Genomic DNA, 17,624 nt, shown 5'->3' with positions numbered 1-17,624 from the left:
CGAGTAGGGGCGGCCCCCAGGGCCGCCCCGTATCGAGACCACCACCAACCCACCGCGGGCTCTGCGCACCGCAGCAGGGGGTGGTCTCGACACGCTCCGGCGCCAGGGCGCCTCCGCTGCTCGACCACCGGGTGTCGGCGGGCGCAGATGTGACGAGTTGCGAACGGGTGACCGCCGGCCGGAGCCGTCGCACCTAACCTCGGCCGATGCGAGTGTTGATCACCGGGGGTGCCGGGTTCGTCGGGTCCCACGTCGCCGACCGGCTCGCCGCCGACGGCCACGACGTCCTGCTGCTCGACGCGCTGCTGCCCCAGGCGCACGGGGCCGGGGGCTGGGCACCTCGGCACGAGCACGTCGTCGGTGACGTGCGCGACGGGGACCTGCTGGCCCGGCTGCTGCCGGGGGTGGACGCGGTGTGCCACCAGGCCGCGATGGTCGGCCACGGGGTGGACCCGTCCGACGCGCCTGCGTACGCCGCCCACAACGATCTCGCCACCGCGGTGCTGCTCGCCGCGATGTACGGGGCCGGCGTGCGCAGGCTGGTGCTGGCCGGGTCGATGGTGGTGTACGGCGAGGGGCGCTACGACTGCGCGGAGCACGGGATCGTCCGGCCGCTGCCGCGGACGGCGGCCGACATCGACGCCGGACGGTTCGAGCCGCGCTGCCCGAGCTGTGGGCGGGAGCTTCAGGCGGGGCTCGTCGGCGAGGACGCGCCACCGGACCCGCGCAGCACGTATGCCGCCACGAAGCTCGCTCAGGAGCACCTGGCGAGCGCATGGGCGCAGCAGTGCGGCGGTCGGGTGTGGTCGCTGCGCTATCACAACGTCTACGGCCCGCGGATGCCCCGCGACACCCCGTACGCGGGCGTCGCGTCGATCTTCCGCTCCGCCCTGGAGCGGGGCGAGGCGCCGCGGGTGCTCGAGGACGGCCGCCAGCGCCGCGACTTCGTGCACGTCACCGACGTCGCCGCCGCCAACGCGCTTGCGCTGACCGACGATGCGGACGGCTTCGAGGCGGTGAACGTCTGCTCCGGCGAGCCGCACACCGTCGGCGAGCTGGCCGGAGAGCTGGCCCGCGTGATGGGTGGCCCGGCGCCGGTGGTGGTCGGCGGGGCGCGGCCCGGGGACGTGCGGCACGTGGTCGCCGATCCGGCCAGGGCCATGGCCCGGCTGGGTTTCACCGCCGCAGTCACGTTCGCCGGGGGCGTCGCGGCCTTCGCCACCGACCCGCTGCGCGCATAGTGCCGGACTAGCCGTCACCGTTCGGTAAGCAGCGATTCGGGGTCCGACGTGCGGATTTCGGTCGATGATCGCAGGCGTGGAGATCGTCCTTCCCTGCCTCGACGAGGCGGATGCCCTGCCCGCGGTGCTGGCCGAGCTGCCTTCGGGCTGTCCGGTGCTCGTCGTCGACAACGGGTCCACCGATGGCACCGCCGCCGTCGCGGCCGCGCACGGCGCGCGGGTCGTCGTCGAGCCCCGTCGGGGCTACGGGGCCGCCGTCCACGCGGGACTGCTGGCGGCACGCGAGGAGCTCGTCGCCGTGCTCGACGGGGACGGCTCGCTCGACCCCGCGGTGCTGGGCCCGATGGCCGACGTGGTGCGCGCGGGCGGTGCCGAGCTCGCCGTCGGGCGGCGCGTGCCGCGGCCGGGTGCGTGGCCGTGGCACGCGCGGGCGGGGAACGCCGTGATCGCGGCGTTGCTGCGCAGCCGCGGTGTGCCGGTGCACGACATCGCGCCGATCCGGGTCGGCCGCAGGCGGGCCCTGCTCGACCTCGGGGTCGCGGACCGCGGTTTCGGCTACCCGCTGGAGCTCCTGCTCCGGGCCGGGGCCGCCGGCTGGCGGCTGCACGAGGTGGAGGTCGCGTACCGGCCGCGCGCCGGCGGGCGGTCCAAGGTGTCGGGGTCCGTGCGGGGCACGGTGCGCGCGGCGCGCGACATGGGCCGGCTGCTCGCCGCGTCCGGGATCTCGTGATGCGGGCCGTCGTGATCGTGCTGGCCAAGGCCCCGGAGCCGGGCCGGGTCAAGACGCGGCTGTGCCCGCCCGCGACGCCGGAAGAGGCCGCCGAGCTGGCCGCCGCCGCGCTGCTGGACACCGTCGATGCGGTGGCCGGTGTGCCCGGTGCCGAGCCCGTTGTCGCGCTGACTGGGCGGCTGGCGGGGGCGGCACGATCGGCGGAGCTCATGGCCGCGCTCCGGGACTGCCGGGTCGTGCCCCAACGTGGCGACGGCCTCGGCGAGCGGATCGCCGCCGCCCACGTCGACACGGCGGCGCTGTTCCCCGCACGCCCGACGCTGCTGGTGGGCATGGACACCCCGCAGGCTTCCACGGTGCTGCTCGCGGCGTGCCTCGACCGGCTGTGCTCAGCGAGCACGGACGGCGTACTCGGTCCGGCCACCGACGGCGGGTGGTGGGCCATGGGATTGCGCGATCCGCGCTCGGCACGGCTCATCGCGGGCGTGCCGACGTCGCGCGACGACACCGGCGAGCGCACCCTGCGGGCGCTGAGGGACGGCGGGCTGCGCGTGGACCTGCTCCCGGAGCTGACCGACGTCGACACGGCGGCCGACGCCCTCGCCGTGGCCGATGCCGCGCCCGCTGGGAGGTTCGCCGCCGCGCTGGCCCGCTGCCCGGCGTTCGTGGCCGCATCGTGACCGCCGCCTTCGATGCCGCGCTGCGCGGCGCGCCCGCACGGATGTTGCGCAGCGACGGCGGTGAGGTCGTGCTCGCCGTGCGGCGGTGGCACGCCGACGCCGCGGGCGGCGACCGCTGGCTCCTCGACCGATGTTCGGGTCCCGTCGTCGACCTCGGGTGCGGGCCCGGCCGGCTGGTGGTCGCGCTCACCCGTCGTGGCATCCCCGCGCTGGGGGTGGACGTGTCGGCGGCCGCCGTCGCGCGGTGCCGCGCCCGCGGTGCGGCCGTTCTGCAGCGGGATCTGTTCGCCGCGCTCCCCGGCCGCTGGGACCACGTGCTGCTGGCCGACGGCAACATCGGCATCGGCGGCGATCCGTTCCGGTTGCTGCGCCGCGCCGGAGCCCTCCTGCGACCGGGTGGCACCGTGCTCGTCGAGACCGACCCGAACCCGGCCGCCTGCTGGTCGGGGATGGCGCGGGTCCACACACCGGAAGGCGCGGGCCCGCCGCTGCCGTGGGCCGTGGTGGGCGCCGACGCGCTGTGGGAGATCGCCGGGGCCGCCGGGCTCGCGGTGACCGCCACCTATACCGGGCCGCGTTGCTTCAGCGAGCTGCGCCTGGCCGACGCGCCCCGTGTCGGCCGGCGCGTCGCATCCCTGCCGGTGGTCGAGTAGGGCGCGTACCGACCTGCGGGACGGCGTGCGTGGGCTGGGCGCGCTACGGGATCCGCGCCGGCACGTCCACAGCCGGCAGGGTGATCTCGAACCGGCAGCCGGGCGGCTCGTTCCGCACGGTGATCCTTCCTTGCTGCGCCTCCACCAGCGCCTTCGCGATGGCGAGGCCGAGGCCGGCGCCGGAGGTCTCGTAGGGGGTGCGCGCGTCGGTGCCCCGGTACCCCGGGTCGAAGACGCGGCCGAGGTCGGCCTCGGGGATGCCGCCGCAGCCGTCCAGCACGGCGAGCCACGCCTCGCCGCGCCGGCTGCCGGCCGAAAGGAGCACCGTCCCACCGGCCGGCGTGTGCCGGATCGCGTTCGACAGCAGGTTGCGCAGCACTCGTACGAGGTCGGCGTCGCTGCCGAGCACTGTCGGCCAGCACGCCGGGTCGGCAGCGGTGACGGCGACGCCGGCCGCCGACGCCGCTGCCGCCTCCGCGGCCACCGCATCCGAGGCGACCTCGCCGAGCGCGAGCCGCTCGGCCGGCAGCCGCAGCGCCGCCGAGGTGGCTCGGGACAGCTGGAACAGGTCCTCGACCATCCCGGCCATCCGCACGGTCTCCCGCCGGATCCGCTGCAGGTACTCCTCCACCTCCGCGGGCCGGCGCACCACGCCGTCGAGCAGCGCGTCGGTCATGCCGCGGATGCCGGCGAGCGGCGAGCGCAGATCGTGACCGATGCCCGCCACGAGCTCGCGCCGCGCCGCCTCGGCCTGCCGCTCCGCCTCGCGGGCCTCGCGCTGCCACAGCGTCTCGCGGGCCACGCTGCGGCCGAGCAGCATGCCGGCCGGCACGGTGACCGCCGCGACCACGACGACCACCGCGACAGTGCCCACCAGCTGCGGTGTGTACATGAACCCGCTGGTGGCCACCACGCCGAAGAGGGCGGCGAAGAGCGGCACCAGCACGAGGGCGGTCATCGTGGCGGTCATCGACCGGCGTCGCATCCGGTGCACGACCAGCCCGCCGACCAGCGCGACCGGCAGCGCGGACAGCAGCGCGATCGGGGCGGCCCTTGCGAGCTCGACGAGGACGTTCATTCCGAGCCGTTCATTCCGAGCCGTTCATACAGTGCCGGCGTCGTAGCGGTAGCCGGTGCCCCAGATCGTCGCGATCCGCCTGGGTCGGGTCGGGTCGGCCTCGATCTTCTCCCGCAGCCGCCGCACGTGCACGGTGACCGTGGACTGGTCGCCGAACTCCCAGCCCCACACCTCGGCCAGCAGCTCGGCCCGGGTGTAGGCCCGGCCGGGATGGGCGAGCAGGTACGCGAGCAGATCGAACTCGCGGGTGGTCAGCGCCAGCTCGCGGCCGTCGAGGTGGGCGCGCCGCGCGGCCGGGTCGACGCGCAGCGCACCGTCAACCAGCACCTCGGCTGCGGGCTCGGGTGGCCGGGAGCGGCGCAGCACGGATCCGATGCGCAGCACGAGCTCGCGGGCGCTGAACGGCTTCGTGACGTAGTCGTCCGCGCCGAGCTCGAGGCCGAGCACGCGGTCGTCCTCCTCGCCGAGCGCCGTGAGCATCACGATCGGCAGGCGATCGTCATCGGCCCGCAGCGCCCGGCAGACGTCCAGGCCGCTCATGCCGGGCAACATCAGGTCGAGCACCACGGCGTCGGGGGAGCGTTCCCGGGCGGCGCGCAGCCCGGTGGGGCCGTCGGCGGCGAGGTCGACCCGGTAGCCGGCCTCGTCGAGGTAGCGCCCCACCACGTCGCGGACCGTCGCGTCGTCGTCCACCACGAGCACGCGTGCCGTCATGAGCAGAGCCTAGGGATCCTCGGCGACGCGCGACCCTTACGAGTCGCTCACCGATCCCCGTTCCGGGGCAGTACGGCGGGTCCAGCGACCTAGCTTCCACACCATGCGCTTCCGGAGCCCGCTACGTGGTCCGTGGTTGACCTCCGTGTTCGCCGTCGTGCTGCTCGCCGGGATGCCGGTCCTCGTCGTCACCGGACTGCTCGACCGGATCGCATATGGGCCCAGCCAGGGCCTGCCCGGCGACGTCGGCCTGCTGCAGCTGCCCCCGTTCGACTGGCCGACGCGCCCGTCCTGGCTCTTCCGGCTGACGCAGGGCGTACACGTCGGGCTCGGGATCGTGCTGGTGCCGGTGGTGCTGGCCAAGCTCTGGTCGGTGATCCCGAAGCTCTTTGCGTGGCCGCCGGTCCGCTCGCCCGCGCAGGCGCTCGAGCGGGCGTCGCTCCTGCTGCTGGTCGGCAGCACGCTCTTCCTGATCGTCACCGGGCTGCTCAACATCCAGTACGACTACGTCTTCGGGTTCAGCTTCTACACCGGTCACTACCTCGGGGCATGGGTCTTCGTCGCGGCCTTCGCCGCGCACGTGGCGCTGAAGCTGGGCGCGATGGTGCGCGGGCTGCGCTCTCGCTCGCTGCGGCGGGAGCTCGCCACGCCGCTCGCCGGCACCGTGTCGGAGCCGCCGGACGAGGCCGGCCTGGTCGCGCCCGATCCGGCGCCGCCCACGATGAGCAGGCGGGGCGCGCTTGCCATGGTCGGCGGCGGCTCGGCACTGCTCGCGGCGCTCACGATCGGGCAGGTGCTGGACGGCCCGGCGCGCGCGACGGCGTTGCTGCTGCCCCGAGGCCGCGTACCGGACGCGGGGCCGAACGGGTTTCCGGTCAACCGCACCGCGGCGGCCGCCGGGGTCGTGCCCGCCGCGAACTGGCGGCTTGCGCTGGCCGGTCCGTCCCCGCAGACGTTCTCCCGTGCCGAGCTCGCCGCGCTCCCACTGCACACGGCGCGGCTGCCGATCGCGTGCGTCGAGGGCTGGTCGACCCTGCAGACCTGGACCGGCGTGCGGCTGCGCGACCTCGCCGCGCTCGCGGGGGTGCCGCAACCCGCGTCGGCGTTCATCGCGTCGCTGGAGGAGGGACCGTTCGCACAGGGGACGTTGACGGCGGGCCAGGTGCTCGATCCCGACGCCCTGCTCGCGCTGCGGGTCAACGACGCCGACCTCAGCCTCGACCACGGCTTCCCGGCACGGATCATCGTGCCTGCGCTGCCCGGCGTCCGCTGCACGAAGTGGGTGCGTTCCATCGAGTTCCGGGAGGCGTGATGCGACGTTTCACCGACCGCTACGGGGCCTCGCCCGCTCACCTGCTGGCGCTGGTGGCATGCCTCGCGCTCGCCGGGTACGCCGCGTCGTTCCTGCTCGGTGACCCGGCCCTCCTACGGGTACTGACGTGGTTCGTCGGCGCCGCCGTGGTGCACGATCTCGTGCTGTTCCCGCTGTACGCGCTGGCCGACCGGGCGTTCGGACGGCTGCCCCGCCTCCCGGTGCCGCTGATCAACCACGTGCGGGTGCCCCTGCTCGGCGCCGGGCTGACGTTTCTCGTCTTCCTGCCGGGAATCGTCCGCCATGGGCAGGAGACACACCTGGCGGCCACCGGCCTCGACCAGCAGCCCTACCTGGGCCGGTGGCTGGCCCTCGTGGCAGCCATGGTTGCGCTCTCCGCGCTGGTCTACGTGGTCCGCTCCGTCCGGCAGCGCCCGCGGTCTCGCGCAGCGCGTTGAGCGTCGCCGGCCATGCCCCGGCTCGTCGCTACCAGACCGTCAGCAGCAGGTGGTTGACCGCCAGCGCCAGCCCGGCCTGCGCGGCGAGCCAGAACCGGGCACGGGGCAGCAGCGCGCACGGGATCGTGAGCCAGACGGCGAACGGCAGCCAGATCCGTTCGACCTCCCCCTTGCTCATCCCGGACACGTCGGCCAGCAGGATCGCGGCGAGCCCTGCCCCGGCCAGCAGCGCGACGCCGGTCGGCAGGGCGACCGCGCGCCGTGCAGCGGCCACCACCGCGGGACCGAGAACGAACAGCACCGCGGCGAGGTTCGCCCACACGAAGTAGGCGTACGGCCGCGTCGACGCGATGCTGGCCGCGTAGATCACCTGGACGCGTTCGAAGCCGGTGAACCACCAGAACCCGCTCACGGTGAACGCGCCGACCACCGCAAGGGTCCCGACCGCGGCGATCAGGCCGGCCCGCACGTTGCGGGTGACGGCGAGCACCGCGAGCGCGAGCAGCCCCCCGAGCACCAGCCCGTACGACAGGTACAGGCACCAGCCGAGCAGCACCCCGGCGGCCAGCGCGGCGAGGTCGGCCCGGGGCCCACGCCCCACGGCCCCGATCGCGAGCAGCGCGACGCCCCACGCGAGCACGCCCGCGAACATCCCGTCCGCCGAGACCCCCGCCCACACCGCACCCGGCAGCAACACGCCGAACGGCAGCGCCCTGCGGGCCAGATCCTCGGCCCCGAGCGCCCGCACCGCCACGGCCACCGCGACCGGTGCGGCGGCGCCGACGAGCATCACGAACAGCCCGGCCGGGCCGCCCCCACCGAGGCCCAGCCGGTCGAGCCACACGAAGGTCAGCAGCGCGCCGGGCGGGTGGGCACCCACGTGCGTGGTCCAGAAGCCGGGCCGGTCGGTGAGGATGTGATCGGCGAACGTGCGCAGCATCTCGCCGGCATCCGGCACGCGCGGCACGTCGTGCAGGTACTCCTGGCTGCTCGTGAGGCGCTCGACCACGCCGCGCCGCCACCCGTCCACCAGCGCGAGCGCCGTCGTCCACGCCGCCGCGGTCGCGTACCCCGCAGCCAGCAGCGGGCGCCAGGCCAGCCGGTCCGCGAGGTCCGGTCCCCGTGTCACGACCAGCACCGCCACGACGACCGCCATCGGCGTCCCGGGCCCGACGTGGGGCAACCATTCGGCGAGCAGGGGTGGAAAGGGCAGGAGGATGTCGGTCCCGCTCGCGAGCAGCACCCGCCCGACCACGGCCGCGACCACCACGATCAGCGCCGTCCCGGCCACGGCGACGAGATCGGCCGCGGTCCCGGAGATCCGGGCTCTCCTCGCAACGGTGGCCGGCACGGGAGGACGCTATCTTCGGGAACGGTCGCGTGATCCTTACAGCTTGCGAACCACGGATCCCTGCCAGGGCTGCCCGCCGCACTGCAGCCAGCCGGTAATGAAGATGCCCGCGAGCCATGACGACTCCGGCGCCGCCGAGGGACACCCTTGTACTCGTGAACTCCGCCGCCGTGATCGGGACAGCGCCAGGACAACGCGTCTGGCAGCGGTCGGGCACGCGCGCCGGCTCCGCCTGGGTGCTCGTCGGCGACCTGCGGGACGACTCGTTCCTGCACAGTCCGCCCATCGACCGCGCGAGCGCAACGACGAGCCATCGCAGCACGCGGAGGCCGGTGGTGACCAGCCGCCGTCGCCCGCGTGGCGACCACCTGGGCTGGCTCTGGATGATCCGTTGGTACCGGGCGCGGTGGGCAGCCCGTCGCGCGCTCCGGTCGCGCTGAGCCCGCTGCTCAGGGGCGCAGCTTCGCCGCGAACGCCGCTGCCGCCGCGCGCGGGTCCCCAGCTTCGGTGATCGCGCGCACCACCACGATGCGCTCTGCGCCCGCCGCGAGCACCTCGTCGAGCCGGTCGTGGTCGATGCCGCCGATCGCGAACCACGGCCGCGATGGCGCGCGGCCGGCCACCGTGCGCACGAGGTCGAGGCCGGGGGCCGGGCGGCCGGGCTTCGTGGGGGTCGGCCAGCAGGGGCCGACGCAGAAGTAGTCCACGCCGGGTTCGTCGGCCGCGGTCGCGGTCTCGTCCGGGCTGTGCGACGAGCGCCCGATCACGACCTCGTCGCCCACCACCTCCCGGGCCCATCGGACGGGCAGGTCGTCCTGGCCGAGGTGCAGGACGTCGGCGCCTGCCGCGAGGGCGATGTCGGCGCGGTCGTTCACGGCGAGCAGGGCGCCGTGGCGGGCGCACACCTCGGCGAGGATCTCCAGCGCGGCGAGCTCGTCGCGGGCTTCGAGGGGACCGTCGGGGCCCTTGTCCCGCAGCTGGACGATGTCGACGCCGCCCGCAAGGGCCGCGTCGGCGAACTCGGCGAGGTCGCCGGTGCGGCGGCGAGCCCCGGTGCAGAGGTAGAGGCGGGCGTCGTCCAGTCGCTTGCGCACGGTGGCGCCGTCGATGCCAGGCACGTCGTGCGACGTTACGCGGACGCGCACCTCGGGGCGTAGGGTGAATGGCAGGTGACGCACGGGAGCCCGTACTGCGGGCTGAGAGGGGATCCGACAGATCCCGACCGTCGAACCTGATCCGGGTCATGCCGGCGCAGGGAGCGGAGATGATGTCGAACTCGTTGACGGTGATCGGTGCAGGCGTGATCGGCCTGTCCTGTGCGTGGCGCGCGGCCGCGGCCGCGGCCGGCCTGCGCGTCACGGTGCTCGACCCGGCGCCCGCGTCGGGGGCGTCGTGGGTGGCGGGCGGCATGCTCGCGCCCGTCACGGAGGCGTGGCCGGGCGAGGAGGCGTTGCTCGAGCTCGGCGAGGCCGCGGTCCGCGGCTGGCCCGCATTCGCGGCCGAGCTGGAAGAGGCCGCCGGCAGGTCTGCCGGGTTGCGCACCGACGGCACCGTGGTCGCGGCAACCGGCTCGGGCGACCGCGCCGAGCTGGAGACCCTCGCGGACTTCCTCGGCCGCATCGGCCGGGACGTCCAGCGGCTGTCGGGCCGGGAGCTGCGGCGCATGGAGCCCGCGCTCGGCCCGGACGTCCGCGGCGGCCTTTCGGTGCCCGACGACCTCGCCGTCGACAACCGCGAGCTGCTCGCAGCCTTGCGCGCCGCTGTCGAGCGGGCCGGCGTCACGGTCGTGGAACGCGCGGCCCGAGCCGTCCTCGACGACGGCGCACGGGTCACCGGGGTCCGCACCGACGGCGGTGACGTCGAGGCGGACCTCGTGCTCGTGGCCGCCGGAGCGCACTCGGGTTCGCTGCACCCCGCGCTCGACGGCATGGTGCGCCCGGTCAAGGGCGAGATCCTGCGGATCGCGCACCGCGCAGGCGCGTTCCCGCCACCGCGGCGCACGGTGCGCGCGCTCGTGGACGGCCGCCCCGTCTACGTCGTGCCCCGCGACGACGGCGGGCTCGTCATCGGGGCCACCCAGGCGGAGCTGGGGTTCGACACCGAGGTCACGGTCGGTGGGGTGCGCGACCTGCTGCGGGACGCCGAGCGGGTCCTGCCGGGTGTCGCCGAGTACGCGCTGGTGGAGAGCGCGGCGGGGCTGCGGCCCGGCAGCCCGGACAACCTGCCGCTGATCGGTGCGATCGGCCCGGAGGGCCTGCTCGTGGCCACCGGTCACCATCGCAACGGGATGCTGCTCGCGCCCGTCACCGCCGACGCCGTCCTGGCGCTGCTGCGCGGTGACCCCGTCCCCGACCCGGTGCGCGCCGCGGACCCCGCCAGATTTTCGCTCGCGAGGAGGTAGCACGTGCAGGTGTGGATCAATGGTGAGCGGCGCGAGCTCGCCGACGGCGCGCGCGTGCGCGATGCGCTCGCCGCGCTCGGCGCTCCCGAGAACGGGATCGCGGTCGCGGTCGACGGCGAGGTCGTGCGCCGGTCCGACTGGGCGTCCGTCGCGCTCACCGAGGGGGCGCGCCTGGAGGTGCTGACGGCGGTGCAGGGAGGATGACCATGGACGAATCGCTGCTCGTGGGGGACCGCAAGATCTCGTCCCGGCTGATCATGGGGACGGGCGGGGCCTCCAACTTGGAGATCCTGGAGCGAGCACTGGTGGCGTCCGGCACCACGCTCACCACCGTCGCGATGCGCCGGATCGACGCCGTCACGGGCACTGGGGTGATCGACCTCCTGCGGCGACTCGGCATCGAGGTCCTGCCCAACACGGCGGGCTGCCGCACGGCCGCGGAGGCCGTGCTCACCGCGCGGCTCGCGCGGGAGGCCCTCGAGACCGACCTCGTCAAGCTCGAGGTCGTGGCCGACGAGCGCACCCTGCTGCCCGACCCGATCGAGCTGCTGGACGCCGCCGAGCAGCTGGTGGACGACGGCTTCACCGTGCTGCCCTACACCAACGACGACCCGGTGCTCGCGCGCAAGCTCGAAGGCGTCGGGTGCGCGGCCGTCATGCCGCTCGGCTCGCCGATCGGCACCGGACTGGGGATCCGCAACCCGCACAACATCGAGATGATCGTCGAGCAGGCAGGCGTCCCGGTCGTGCTGGACGCCGGCATCGGCACGGCGTCCGAGGCCGCGCAGGCGATGGAGCTGGGGTGTGACGCGGTCCTCCTCGCCACCGCCGTCACGCGCGCGGGCGACCCGGAGCGCATGGCCCACGCGATGCGCCTCGCGGTGGAGGCGGGCCGCGCGGCCCGCCTCGCCGGCCGCATCCCCCGCCGCTACTGGGCCAAGGCCTCGTCCCCCGCGATCGACGCCTGAATCTGCTCTCCCTGTTCCGACGAACGGCGCGTTCGTCGGAACCCGGGGTACTCGAGTGGGTTCGGCGTGCCGGATGCGTGGGGTGCGGGGCTCGCGGGAACCTGCGTCCGGAGGTGGTGGGGTGGCACGGCGGCTCGGATGGGCGCTCGTCCTTCTCGTGGTTCTGACGGGTTGCGGCGGGCCCGCGCCAGGACCGTCCGCACCAGGACCGGTTGTGCCATCGGCCGGCGTGTCCGCGAGCCCGGCTCCCGGCACGTCGACGCCCGAGCCGGATCCCCGGGATCGCGTCGCGGTGCCCGTGTACTACATCGCCGAGACCCCGGCGGGCCTCCGGCTGCAACGGGAGTTCCACTCCGTCGTCACGGACGACCGGGCGAGCGCCGCCGTGCGCGAGATGCTCGCGGGCCCGACCGGCATCGACCCCGACTACCGCACGTACTGGCCGCCCGGCTCCGCGCTGCGGGGACCGGTCCGGCGGGATGGCGGTGCGATCGTCGTCGACCTCACGGGTGTCCAACCCGCGCGGATGGGCTCCGAGCTCGCCGAGCTCACCGTGCAGCAACTGGTGTTCACGGTGCAGGGAGCGCTGCAGGCGACCGACCCCGTCCGGATCCTCGTCGACGGGGCGACGGTGCCCGAACTGTGGGGCGCCGTCGGCACCTCCGAGCCCGTCGAGCGTGGCGACCCCTACGCGCTGCGCTCGCTCGTGCAGATCGACTCGCCGGCCGACGGTGCGCGGGTCGGCCGTCAGGTCGCGGTGCGCGGTGAGGCGGCGGTGTTCGAGGCCACCGTGCTCTGGGAGGTGCTGCGGGGCGGCACCCTTGTCCAGCAGGGGTTCACGAGCACCGCGGAGGGGCAGCGCTTCGCGCCGTTCGCCTTCACCGTGACCCTCGAGCCGGGCGAGTACACGGTCCGCATCCGCGAGGACGACCCGTCCGACGGCGAGGGGCGTCCCGTCCTCTTCGACGACAAGACGATCACGGTATCGGGCTGACTCACGCCTCGTACGGGCGTGGGTCGCGCCCATCACGGCGCGGCGGACACCGCGGTGATGATGCGGTCGACGTCGCCGCGCTCCGCGGGCGGCAGGGGCGCACCCGCGGCGGCCCGGGTGGCGGCGGCTTCGGCCAGCAACCGAGCGGCTCGTTCGCGGTCTCCGCCGATCGCGTGAGCGCCGGCCAGCCCTTCGAGCGCGAGGGCGACCGCGCGGGGATCGCCGCTCTTGCGCGCGGCGATGAGACCTTCGGTGTGGATCGCTGATGCCGACTCGGCATCCCCCCGCAGTTCGGCGATGAAGCCGAGCTCGGCCAGTATGAGCGCGGCGCCGGGATCGGACTGCATCGCCGTGTCCCACTGCAGCCATTTGCGGAGCAGTGGTTCGGCGCGGTCGAGGTCGCCTCGCCTGCGGGCGCCGAGCGCGATGCCGATCTCGGCGAACTCCTCGCCGACCGTGTAGCCCTGCTCGGCGGCGAGCCTGCGGGCCTGGTCGTGGAGCCGCTCGGCGCCTGCGAGGTCGCCGGTGAGCAGCGCGAGGCGGCCGAGCTGGCAGAGGTTGTCGGAGACGTCGGTCCACATCCCGAGCTCCTCGGCAGTGCGGACGGCGCCGCGGTGCAGGCGAGCCGCCCGTGCGTAGTCGCCCGTGATCTGCGCGAGCACGCCGAGGACGAAGCCGGCCTGCATCTCTCCCCAGCCGTCGCCGAGCTCCCGGAACAACGTGCGGCTGTGTTCGCCGTCGGCGCGCAGCGCGGCGAGGTCGCCGCGGCCGAGCGCCTGGCGGGCGCGGCTGCAGAGCGCGGCTGCAATCCCCCAGCGGTCGCCCGACTCCCGGAACAGCGCCAACGCCCTGTCGACCGGTCCGAGGCTGGCTTCCTCCGGGCCGAAGCCGATGCTGGCGTGTCCGACGTACCAGAGCGCACCGGCGAGCGCGGATCGCTCGTCCGGGCTGTTCCCGGGCTCGGACGCGGGTGCCTCGGCGCGCCCGTTCTCGTCACCGAGCCGCATGGCGACCGCAGCGCGCCAGGTCGCCGTGGCGGCCCGGGCGGGAGCCGCGCCTGCGGTGTCGAGTGCGGCGGTGAGGGAGCGGCGGGCCTCGCCGAGCCTGCCCCGCAGCACCCAGTACCAGACCAGCGCGTTCACCAGCCGGTGTGCCGCCTCAGCTGCGCCGGCCCGCACCGCGTCGTCGAGGGCAGCCCGCAGGTTCGCGGTTTCGGCGTCCAGCTGCCGCAACCCCTGCCCTTGGCCCGCGCCGCGCAGCTGCGGGGCGATGCGTTCGGCGAGCGCTGTGTAGTGGCGCCGGTGCCGCTCGCGCACGTGCTCGGCTTCCCCGGCCTCCCGCAGCCGCTCGACGCAGTAGGCGCCGACCGATTCCAGCAGCCGGTAACGAGGGCCGTCGGGTCCTTCGACGACCGAGACGAGCGACCGGTCGACGAGGCGCACCAGTACGCCCACCACGGAGCCTGCGGGCACGACCTCGTCGGCGCTCACCGCTTCGGCCGCCGCGAGCGTGCACCCGTCGACGTGGACGGCGAGCCTGCGCAGCACCACGCGCTCGTCGGTGGTGAGCAGCTCCCAACTCCAGTCGATCACGGCGCGGAGGGACTGCTGGCGGCTCGGACCGCCGCGCCTGCCGGCGGCGAGCAGCTGGAAACGCTGATCGAGACGCCGGGCCAGTTCGTGCACACCGAGCCCGCGGACGCGGGTGGCGGCGAGCTCGAGGGCCAGCGGGAGTCCGTCGAGGCGTCGGCAGATCGCGGTGACCGCTCCGGCGGTGTGCTCGTCGAGCACGAACCCGGGCGCGGCCGCCGCGGCCCGTGCGACGAACAGGCGGACTGCGCTGAACGCGAGCAGCGACTCCGGACGCTCGTCGCCCCCGTCCTCGGGCACGTCGAGGGGCGGGACCAGGTACAGCCGCTCGCCTGCCAGCCCGAGCGGCTCCCGGCTCGTGGCGAGCACCCGCAGGCCGGGTGCGGCGCGCAGCAGCTCGTCGACCAGCCCGGCGAGCGGCGCGGCGACGTGCTCGCAGTTGTCCAGCACCAGCAGCATCCGCCGATGGCTCAGCGCGTCGGCGAGCCGGGTGACCGGCGAGCCCGCGCCGGCGCCGTCGTCCCGTATGCCCAGCGCTGTCGCGACGACCTCCGCGAGCGTGCACGCCGCATCCTCGCCGGGCGGCAGCGCAGCCAGCTCGACGACGTGGACCACATCGGGCGGGTGCGCGGCCTCGAGGGCGAGGCGGGTCTTGCCGACCCCGCCCGGCCCGACCAGCGTGACGAGCCTGCCGCCGGCGAGCAGCGCACGGACCTCGCCGACCGCGTCCTCCCTGCCGATCAGCTGGGTGAACGGGACGGGTACGCGCGAGGGGGCGACGGGTGCGGCGGCCTCCAGCACCGGGTCCTGTCGCAGGATCGCCTGGTGCAGGGCGGCGAGCTCGGGGCCGGGGCTCGCGCCTAGCTCGTCGGCGAGCCGCGTGCGCAGCTCGTCGTAGTCGGTGAGGGCATCCCCCTGCCGGCCCGCCCGGTACAGCGCCAGCAGGTGCACGGCGCGCAGCCGTTCCCGCAGCGGGTGGCGGGCCACCACGCCGGCGAGCTCGGCGGCCAGTGCGTCGTGCTCCCCGAGTTCGAGCCGCGCCTCGGCCTGCTCCTCGACGGCCGCGAGCCGCTGCTCCTCCAACCGGACGACGGCGGCGCGCGCGAACGGCTCGTCAGCGACGTCGGCGAAGGCCGGTCCGCGCCAGAGCGCGAGGGCCTCGGTCAGCAGGTCGGCGCGCGCCCCGGGGTCGTCGGCGGCGCGCGCCTTGCCGACCAGCGCCTCGAACCTCCCTGCGTCGACGGCATCCCCATCGACGCGCAGCAGGTAGCCGGCGGGGCTGTACCCGACCAGTTCCTTGCCGAGTGCCCGGCGCAGCTGGGAGACCCGCGTGCGCAGCGCGGCCGCCGGATCGGCGGGTGGGGACCCGCCCCAGAGGTGCTCGATCAACGCGTCGGCCGAAACGGGCCGCCCGGGGTCGAGCAGCAGGTGGGCGAGCAGCGCACGCACCTTGGTCTCGACGATGCGCACCGGATCCCCGCCCACCGTCCACACCGCGAGGGGACCGAGCACACCGAAACGCACGACATCCACGGTATCGACCGGATCCGTACCCGATCTGGACCGGATCCGAACGCTGTGCGCGCACCGTCGTGGGCATGAACGGATACACGGGCAAGAAGGCCGTCGTCACGGGCGGGACGCACGGCATGGGACTGGGGATCGTCACGGCGCTCCTCGACGGCGGCGCGGAGGTCGTGCTGACCGGCCGCAGCGAGAAGACCCTCGAGGAGGCGAGGATCGCGCTCGCGGGGCGGGCGGCGCACGTCGTCCGCGCCGATGCGGCGGACCCGGCAGCCATCGACGCACTCGGCCTGCTGGTCGGCGAGACGCTGGGCCAGGTCGACGCGGTGTTCGTCAATCACGGGCTCGCGGAGGTCGACGAGCCGCTCGAGGACGTGACCCCCGCGGCGTTCGACCGGCAGTTCGCGGTGAACACGAGGGGCGTGTTCTTCACGGTGCAGCGCCTCGCACCGCTGGTGCGCGACGGCGGGGCGTTCGTCTTCACGACCGTCGCGAACGGCAAGGTCTTCCCGGGGATGAGCGTCTACTCGGGGTCGAAGGACGCCGTGCGGGCCTTCGCGAAGGTGTTCGCGGCCGAGTTCCTGCCGCGGCGGATCCGCGTGAACTCCGTGGCACCCGGCTTCATCAAGACCCCGACCATGGGCGTCGCCGGCATGACCGACGCAGAGCGGGTCGCGTTCGAGGAGCAGGGCAGCGTGCTGACGCCGCTGCAGCGCACGGGCACCATCGAGGAGGTCGCGCGGGCGGCGCTGTTCCTCGCCTTCGACGCGACGTTCACGACCGCGGCCGAGCTCCCCGTCGACGGCGGCTGGGGCCAGGGCATCACCGCACCTGAGCAGGGCTGACGAGATGACGACGTACCCATGGGACGACCACGGCCGGGTGACCGACAGCCCCGACCGCTCGGTCGCAGAACACGTCGAGCGGTATCTCGCCACGGAGGGACGCGACGGCTACCTCGAAGGCGGCGTCCCCAACCTCGTCCTGACCACGATCGGCCGCCGCTCGGGCGCGACACGGCGAACCGCGTTGTTCTTCGGGAGGGACGCAGACCGCTACGTCCTGGTGGCGTCCGGATCTGCCGTGAGCGCCCGCCACCCGCAGTGGTACCTCAACGTGGAGGCCCACCCCGAGGTGCACGTGCAGGTGCGGGCGGAGAAGTTCCTCGCTCGGGCCGACACGGTGACCGGCGCGGAACGTCAGCGGCTCTGGAGAGCGATGACCACGCTCGCACCGATCTACCACCGCTACGAGGCGCTGACGCCGCGCGAGATCCCCGTGGTCGTGCTGACCCGGCTACCGGCGGCGCCCTAGTCGGGCGGCGTGCGGGGAGCTCGGAGGCCGAGGCTGCGCAGCTCCAGAGCTGCGAGCTGGTGCACCACCGCCCGCTCGTCGCGCCGCCATGACGCCGCCGGGTCGGGTGCGATCCGCAGGAGAGCGCGGACCGGACGGCGGGTGATGGCGCGCAGGGCGAGCAGGTCGGAGTCGACGGCGCGGGCGGTGACGGCGGAGCGGGCCAGCCGCGCGTAGCGCACCCGCAGCGGCAGCCACATCAGCAGCAGCGGCATCGCGCCGAGCAGCACCGTCGCGACAGTGGTCCCGTACGCGACGCGTGCGATCGACTCCATCTGCTCGCGTCCGGCGTCGACGAGCGAGTCGCCCGCACCGGTCCCTGCGCCGAGCGCTCGCGCGAGGTCGTCGCCGACGAACGGCACGTTCGCCGCGGTGCGCGCCGCGTTGTCGAACGCCCCGCGGATCGACTCGCCCGCTCCGGCGAGGGTCCGGGCCGGCTGCTGCATACCGAGCACGAAGTCGTGGACCGCGCGCGCGGTCACGATCGTCAGCCAGATCCACCCCGCGGCCAGCAGGTCGGCCAGCAGCTGGAGGCCTGCCCGGCCCGGGCGCTCCGCGTAGATCCGCATGTGCCCGGA

The 17,624-nt window shown here is 74.8% G+C and carries 18 protein-coding genes and 1 riboswitch; of the genes, 12 read left to right on the top strand and 6 right to left on the bottom strand.

Features of this window, described 5'->3' with window-relative positions; all coding sequences use genetic code 11:
* Nucleotides 1-206 precede the first annotated feature (206 nt).
* The 4 genes from K1T35_RS45210 (at nucleotide 207) to K1T35_RS45195 (ending at nucleotide 3,304) form a co-directional block, all read left to right on the top strand.
* Nucleotides 207-1,241, top strand: coding sequence for an NAD-dependent epimerase/dehydratase family protein (locus tag K1T35_RS45210; RefSeq protein ID WP_220257775.1), 1,035 nt, complete (start codon nucleotides 207-209; stop codon nucleotides 1,239-1,241).
* Nucleotides 1,242-1,305: 64 nt separating this feature from the next.
* Nucleotides 1,306-1,971: a glycosyltransferase family 2 protein gene (locus tag K1T35_RS45205; protein WP_220257774.1), complete on the top strand. Its 666-nt coding sequence runs from the start codon at nucleotides 1,306-1,308 to the stop codon at nucleotides 1,969-1,971.
* Nucleotides 1,971-2,651, top strand: a complete 681-nt coding sequence (locus tag K1T35_RS45200; protein ID WP_220257773.1) for a DUF2064 domain-containing protein — start codon at nucleotides 1,971-1,973, stop codon at nucleotides 2,649-2,651. Before K1T35_RS45205 ends, K1T35_RS45200 begins: the two co-directional genes overlap by 1 nt.
* On the top strand, nucleotides 2,648-3,304 hold the full coding sequence (locus tag K1T35_RS45195; protein WP_255621363.1) for a bifunctional 2-polyprenyl-6-hydroxyphenol methylase/3-demethylubiquinol 3-O-methyltransferase UbiG: 657 nt from the start codon (nucleotides 2,648-2,650) through the stop codon (nucleotides 3,302-3,304). The genes K1T35_RS45200 and K1T35_RS45195 overlap by 4 nt, the downstream gene beginning before the upstream one ends.
* 43 nt (nucleotides 3,305-3,347) lie before the next feature.
* Here the strand turns inward: K1T35_RS45195 and K1T35_RS45190 are convergent, their stop codons facing one another.
* Together K1T35_RS45190 and K1T35_RS45185 are read right to left on the bottom strand one after the other, a co-directional pair.
* Nucleotides 3,348-4,382: a sensor histidine kinase KdpD gene (locus K1T35_RS45190; RefSeq protein ID WP_220257772.1), complete on the bottom strand. Its 1,035-nt coding sequence runs from the start codon at nucleotides 4,380-4,382 to the stop codon at nucleotides 3,348-3,350.
* A 24-nt stretch (nucleotides 4,383-4,406) separates the two neighbouring features.
* A complete protein-coding gene (locus K1T35_RS45185) occupies nucleotides 4,407-5,096 on the bottom strand; it encodes a response regulator transcription factor (RefSeq protein ID WP_220257771.1) in 690 nt (229 codons plus the stop codon).
* A gap of 103 nt (nucleotides 5,097-5,199) precedes the next feature.
* Here K1T35_RS45185 and K1T35_RS45180 point away from each other — a divergent pair, with 103 nt between their 5' ends.
* On the top strand, nucleotides 5,200-6,408 hold the full coding sequence (locus K1T35_RS45180) for a molybdopterin-dependent oxidoreductase (RefSeq protein WP_220257770.1): 1,209 nt from the start codon (nucleotides 5,200-5,202) through the stop codon (nucleotides 6,406-6,408).
* Nucleotides 6,408-6,866, top strand: a complete 459-nt coding sequence (locus K1T35_RS45175; RefSeq protein WP_220257769.1) for a hypothetical protein — start codon at nucleotides 6,408-6,410, stop codon at nucleotides 6,864-6,866. Before K1T35_RS45180 ends, K1T35_RS45175 begins: the two co-directional genes overlap by 1 nt.
* Before the next feature lie 28 nt (nucleotides 6,867-6,894).
* Here K1T35_RS45175 and K1T35_RS45170 read toward each other — a convergent pair whose 3' ends face one another.
* Nucleotides 6,895-8,217: a hypothetical protein gene (locus K1T35_RS45170; protein ID WP_220257768.1), complete on the bottom strand. Its 1,323-nt coding sequence runs from the start codon at nucleotides 8,215-8,217 to the stop codon at nucleotides 6,895-6,897.
* A 449-nt stretch (nucleotides 8,218-8,666) separates the two neighbouring features.
* Entirely contained in the window at nucleotides 8,667-9,335 is a 669-nt protein-coding gene (thiE, locus tag K1T35_RS45165) for a thiamine phosphate synthase (protein ID WP_220257767.1), read from the bottom strand.
* A 48-nt stretch (nucleotides 9,336-9,383) separates the two neighbouring features.
* A riboswitch (TPP riboswitch) is annotated at nucleotides 9,384-9,492 on the top strand.
* Between thiE and thiO the strand changes: the two genes are divergently transcribed.
* The 4 genes from thiO to K1T35_RS45145 all read left to right on the top strand — a co-directional run bounded on the left by thiO (nucleotide 9,482) and on the right by K1T35_RS45145 (nucleotide 12,580).
* Complete coding sequence (gene thiO / locus K1T35_RS45160) at nucleotides 9,482-10,618, top strand: glycine oxidase ThiO (protein ID WP_220257766.1); 1,137 nt, start codon at nucleotides 9,482-9,484, stop codon at nucleotides 10,616-10,618. (Overlaps the previous riboswitch by 11 nt.)
* A gap of 3 nt (nucleotides 10,619-10,621) precedes the next feature.
* Entirely contained in the window at nucleotides 10,622-10,822 is a 201-nt protein-coding gene (gene thiS, locus K1T35_RS45155; protein WP_220257765.1) for a sulfur carrier protein ThiS, read from the top strand.
* On the top strand, nucleotides 10,819-11,586 hold the full coding sequence (locus K1T35_RS45150; RefSeq protein ID WP_370645270.1) for a thiazole synthase: 768 nt from the start codon (nucleotides 10,819-10,821) through the stop codon (nucleotides 11,584-11,586). Before thiS ends, K1T35_RS45150 begins: the two co-directional genes overlap by 4 nt.
* Nucleotides 11,587-11,815: 229 nt before the next feature.
* Nucleotides 11,816-12,580: a Gmad2 immunoglobulin-like domain-containing protein gene (locus tag K1T35_RS45145; RefSeq protein ID WP_220257763.1), complete on the top strand. Its 765-nt coding sequence runs from the start codon at nucleotides 11,816-11,818 to the stop codon at nucleotides 12,578-12,580.
* Nucleotides 12,581-12,612: 32 nt separating this feature from the next.
* Here the strand turns inward: K1T35_RS45145 and K1T35_RS45140 are convergent, their stop codons facing one another.
* Nucleotides 12,613-15,693, bottom strand: coding sequence for a BTAD domain-containing putative transcriptional regulator (locus K1T35_RS45140; RefSeq protein ID WP_220257762.1), 3,081 nt, complete (start codon nucleotides 15,691-15,693; stop codon nucleotides 12,613-12,615).
* A gap of 74 nt (nucleotides 15,694-15,767) precedes the next feature.
* On the opposite strand from K1T35_RS45140, the gene K1T35_RS45135 reads away from it, so the two are divergent.
* The gene (locus K1T35_RS45135) at nucleotides 15,768-16,538 is read left to right on the top strand and encodes an SDR family oxidoreductase (RefSeq protein ID WP_220257761.1); all 771 of its coding nucleotides are present in this window, start codon (nucleotides 15,768-15,770) and stop codon (nucleotides 16,536-16,538) included.
* A 4-nt stretch (nucleotides 16,539-16,542) separates the two neighbouring features.
* Nucleotides 16,543-17,007, top strand: a complete 465-nt coding sequence (locus K1T35_RS45130; RefSeq protein ID WP_220257760.1) for a nitroreductase family deazaflavin-dependent oxidoreductase — start codon at nucleotides 16,543-16,545, stop codon at nucleotides 17,005-17,007.
* Here K1T35_RS45130 and K1T35_RS45125 read toward each other — a convergent pair.
* The gene (locus K1T35_RS45125) at nucleotides 17,004-17,615 is read right to left on the bottom strand and encodes a hypothetical protein (protein WP_220257759.1); all 612 of its coding nucleotides are present in this window, start codon (nucleotides 17,613-17,615) and stop codon (nucleotides 17,004-17,006) included. The genes K1T35_RS45130 and K1T35_RS45125 overlap by 4 nt on opposite strands.
* Nucleotides 17,616-17,624 lie beyond the last annotated feature (9 nt).

This window comes from Pseudonocardia sp. DSM 110487 (genome assembly GCF_019468565.1).
Lineage (GTDB): Bacteria > Actinomycetota > Actinomycetes > Mycobacteriales > Pseudonocardiaceae > Pseudonocardia.
Note: the sequence above shows the minus strand (reverse complement) of the source record. Positions and strands in the feature narration are given on the sequence as shown.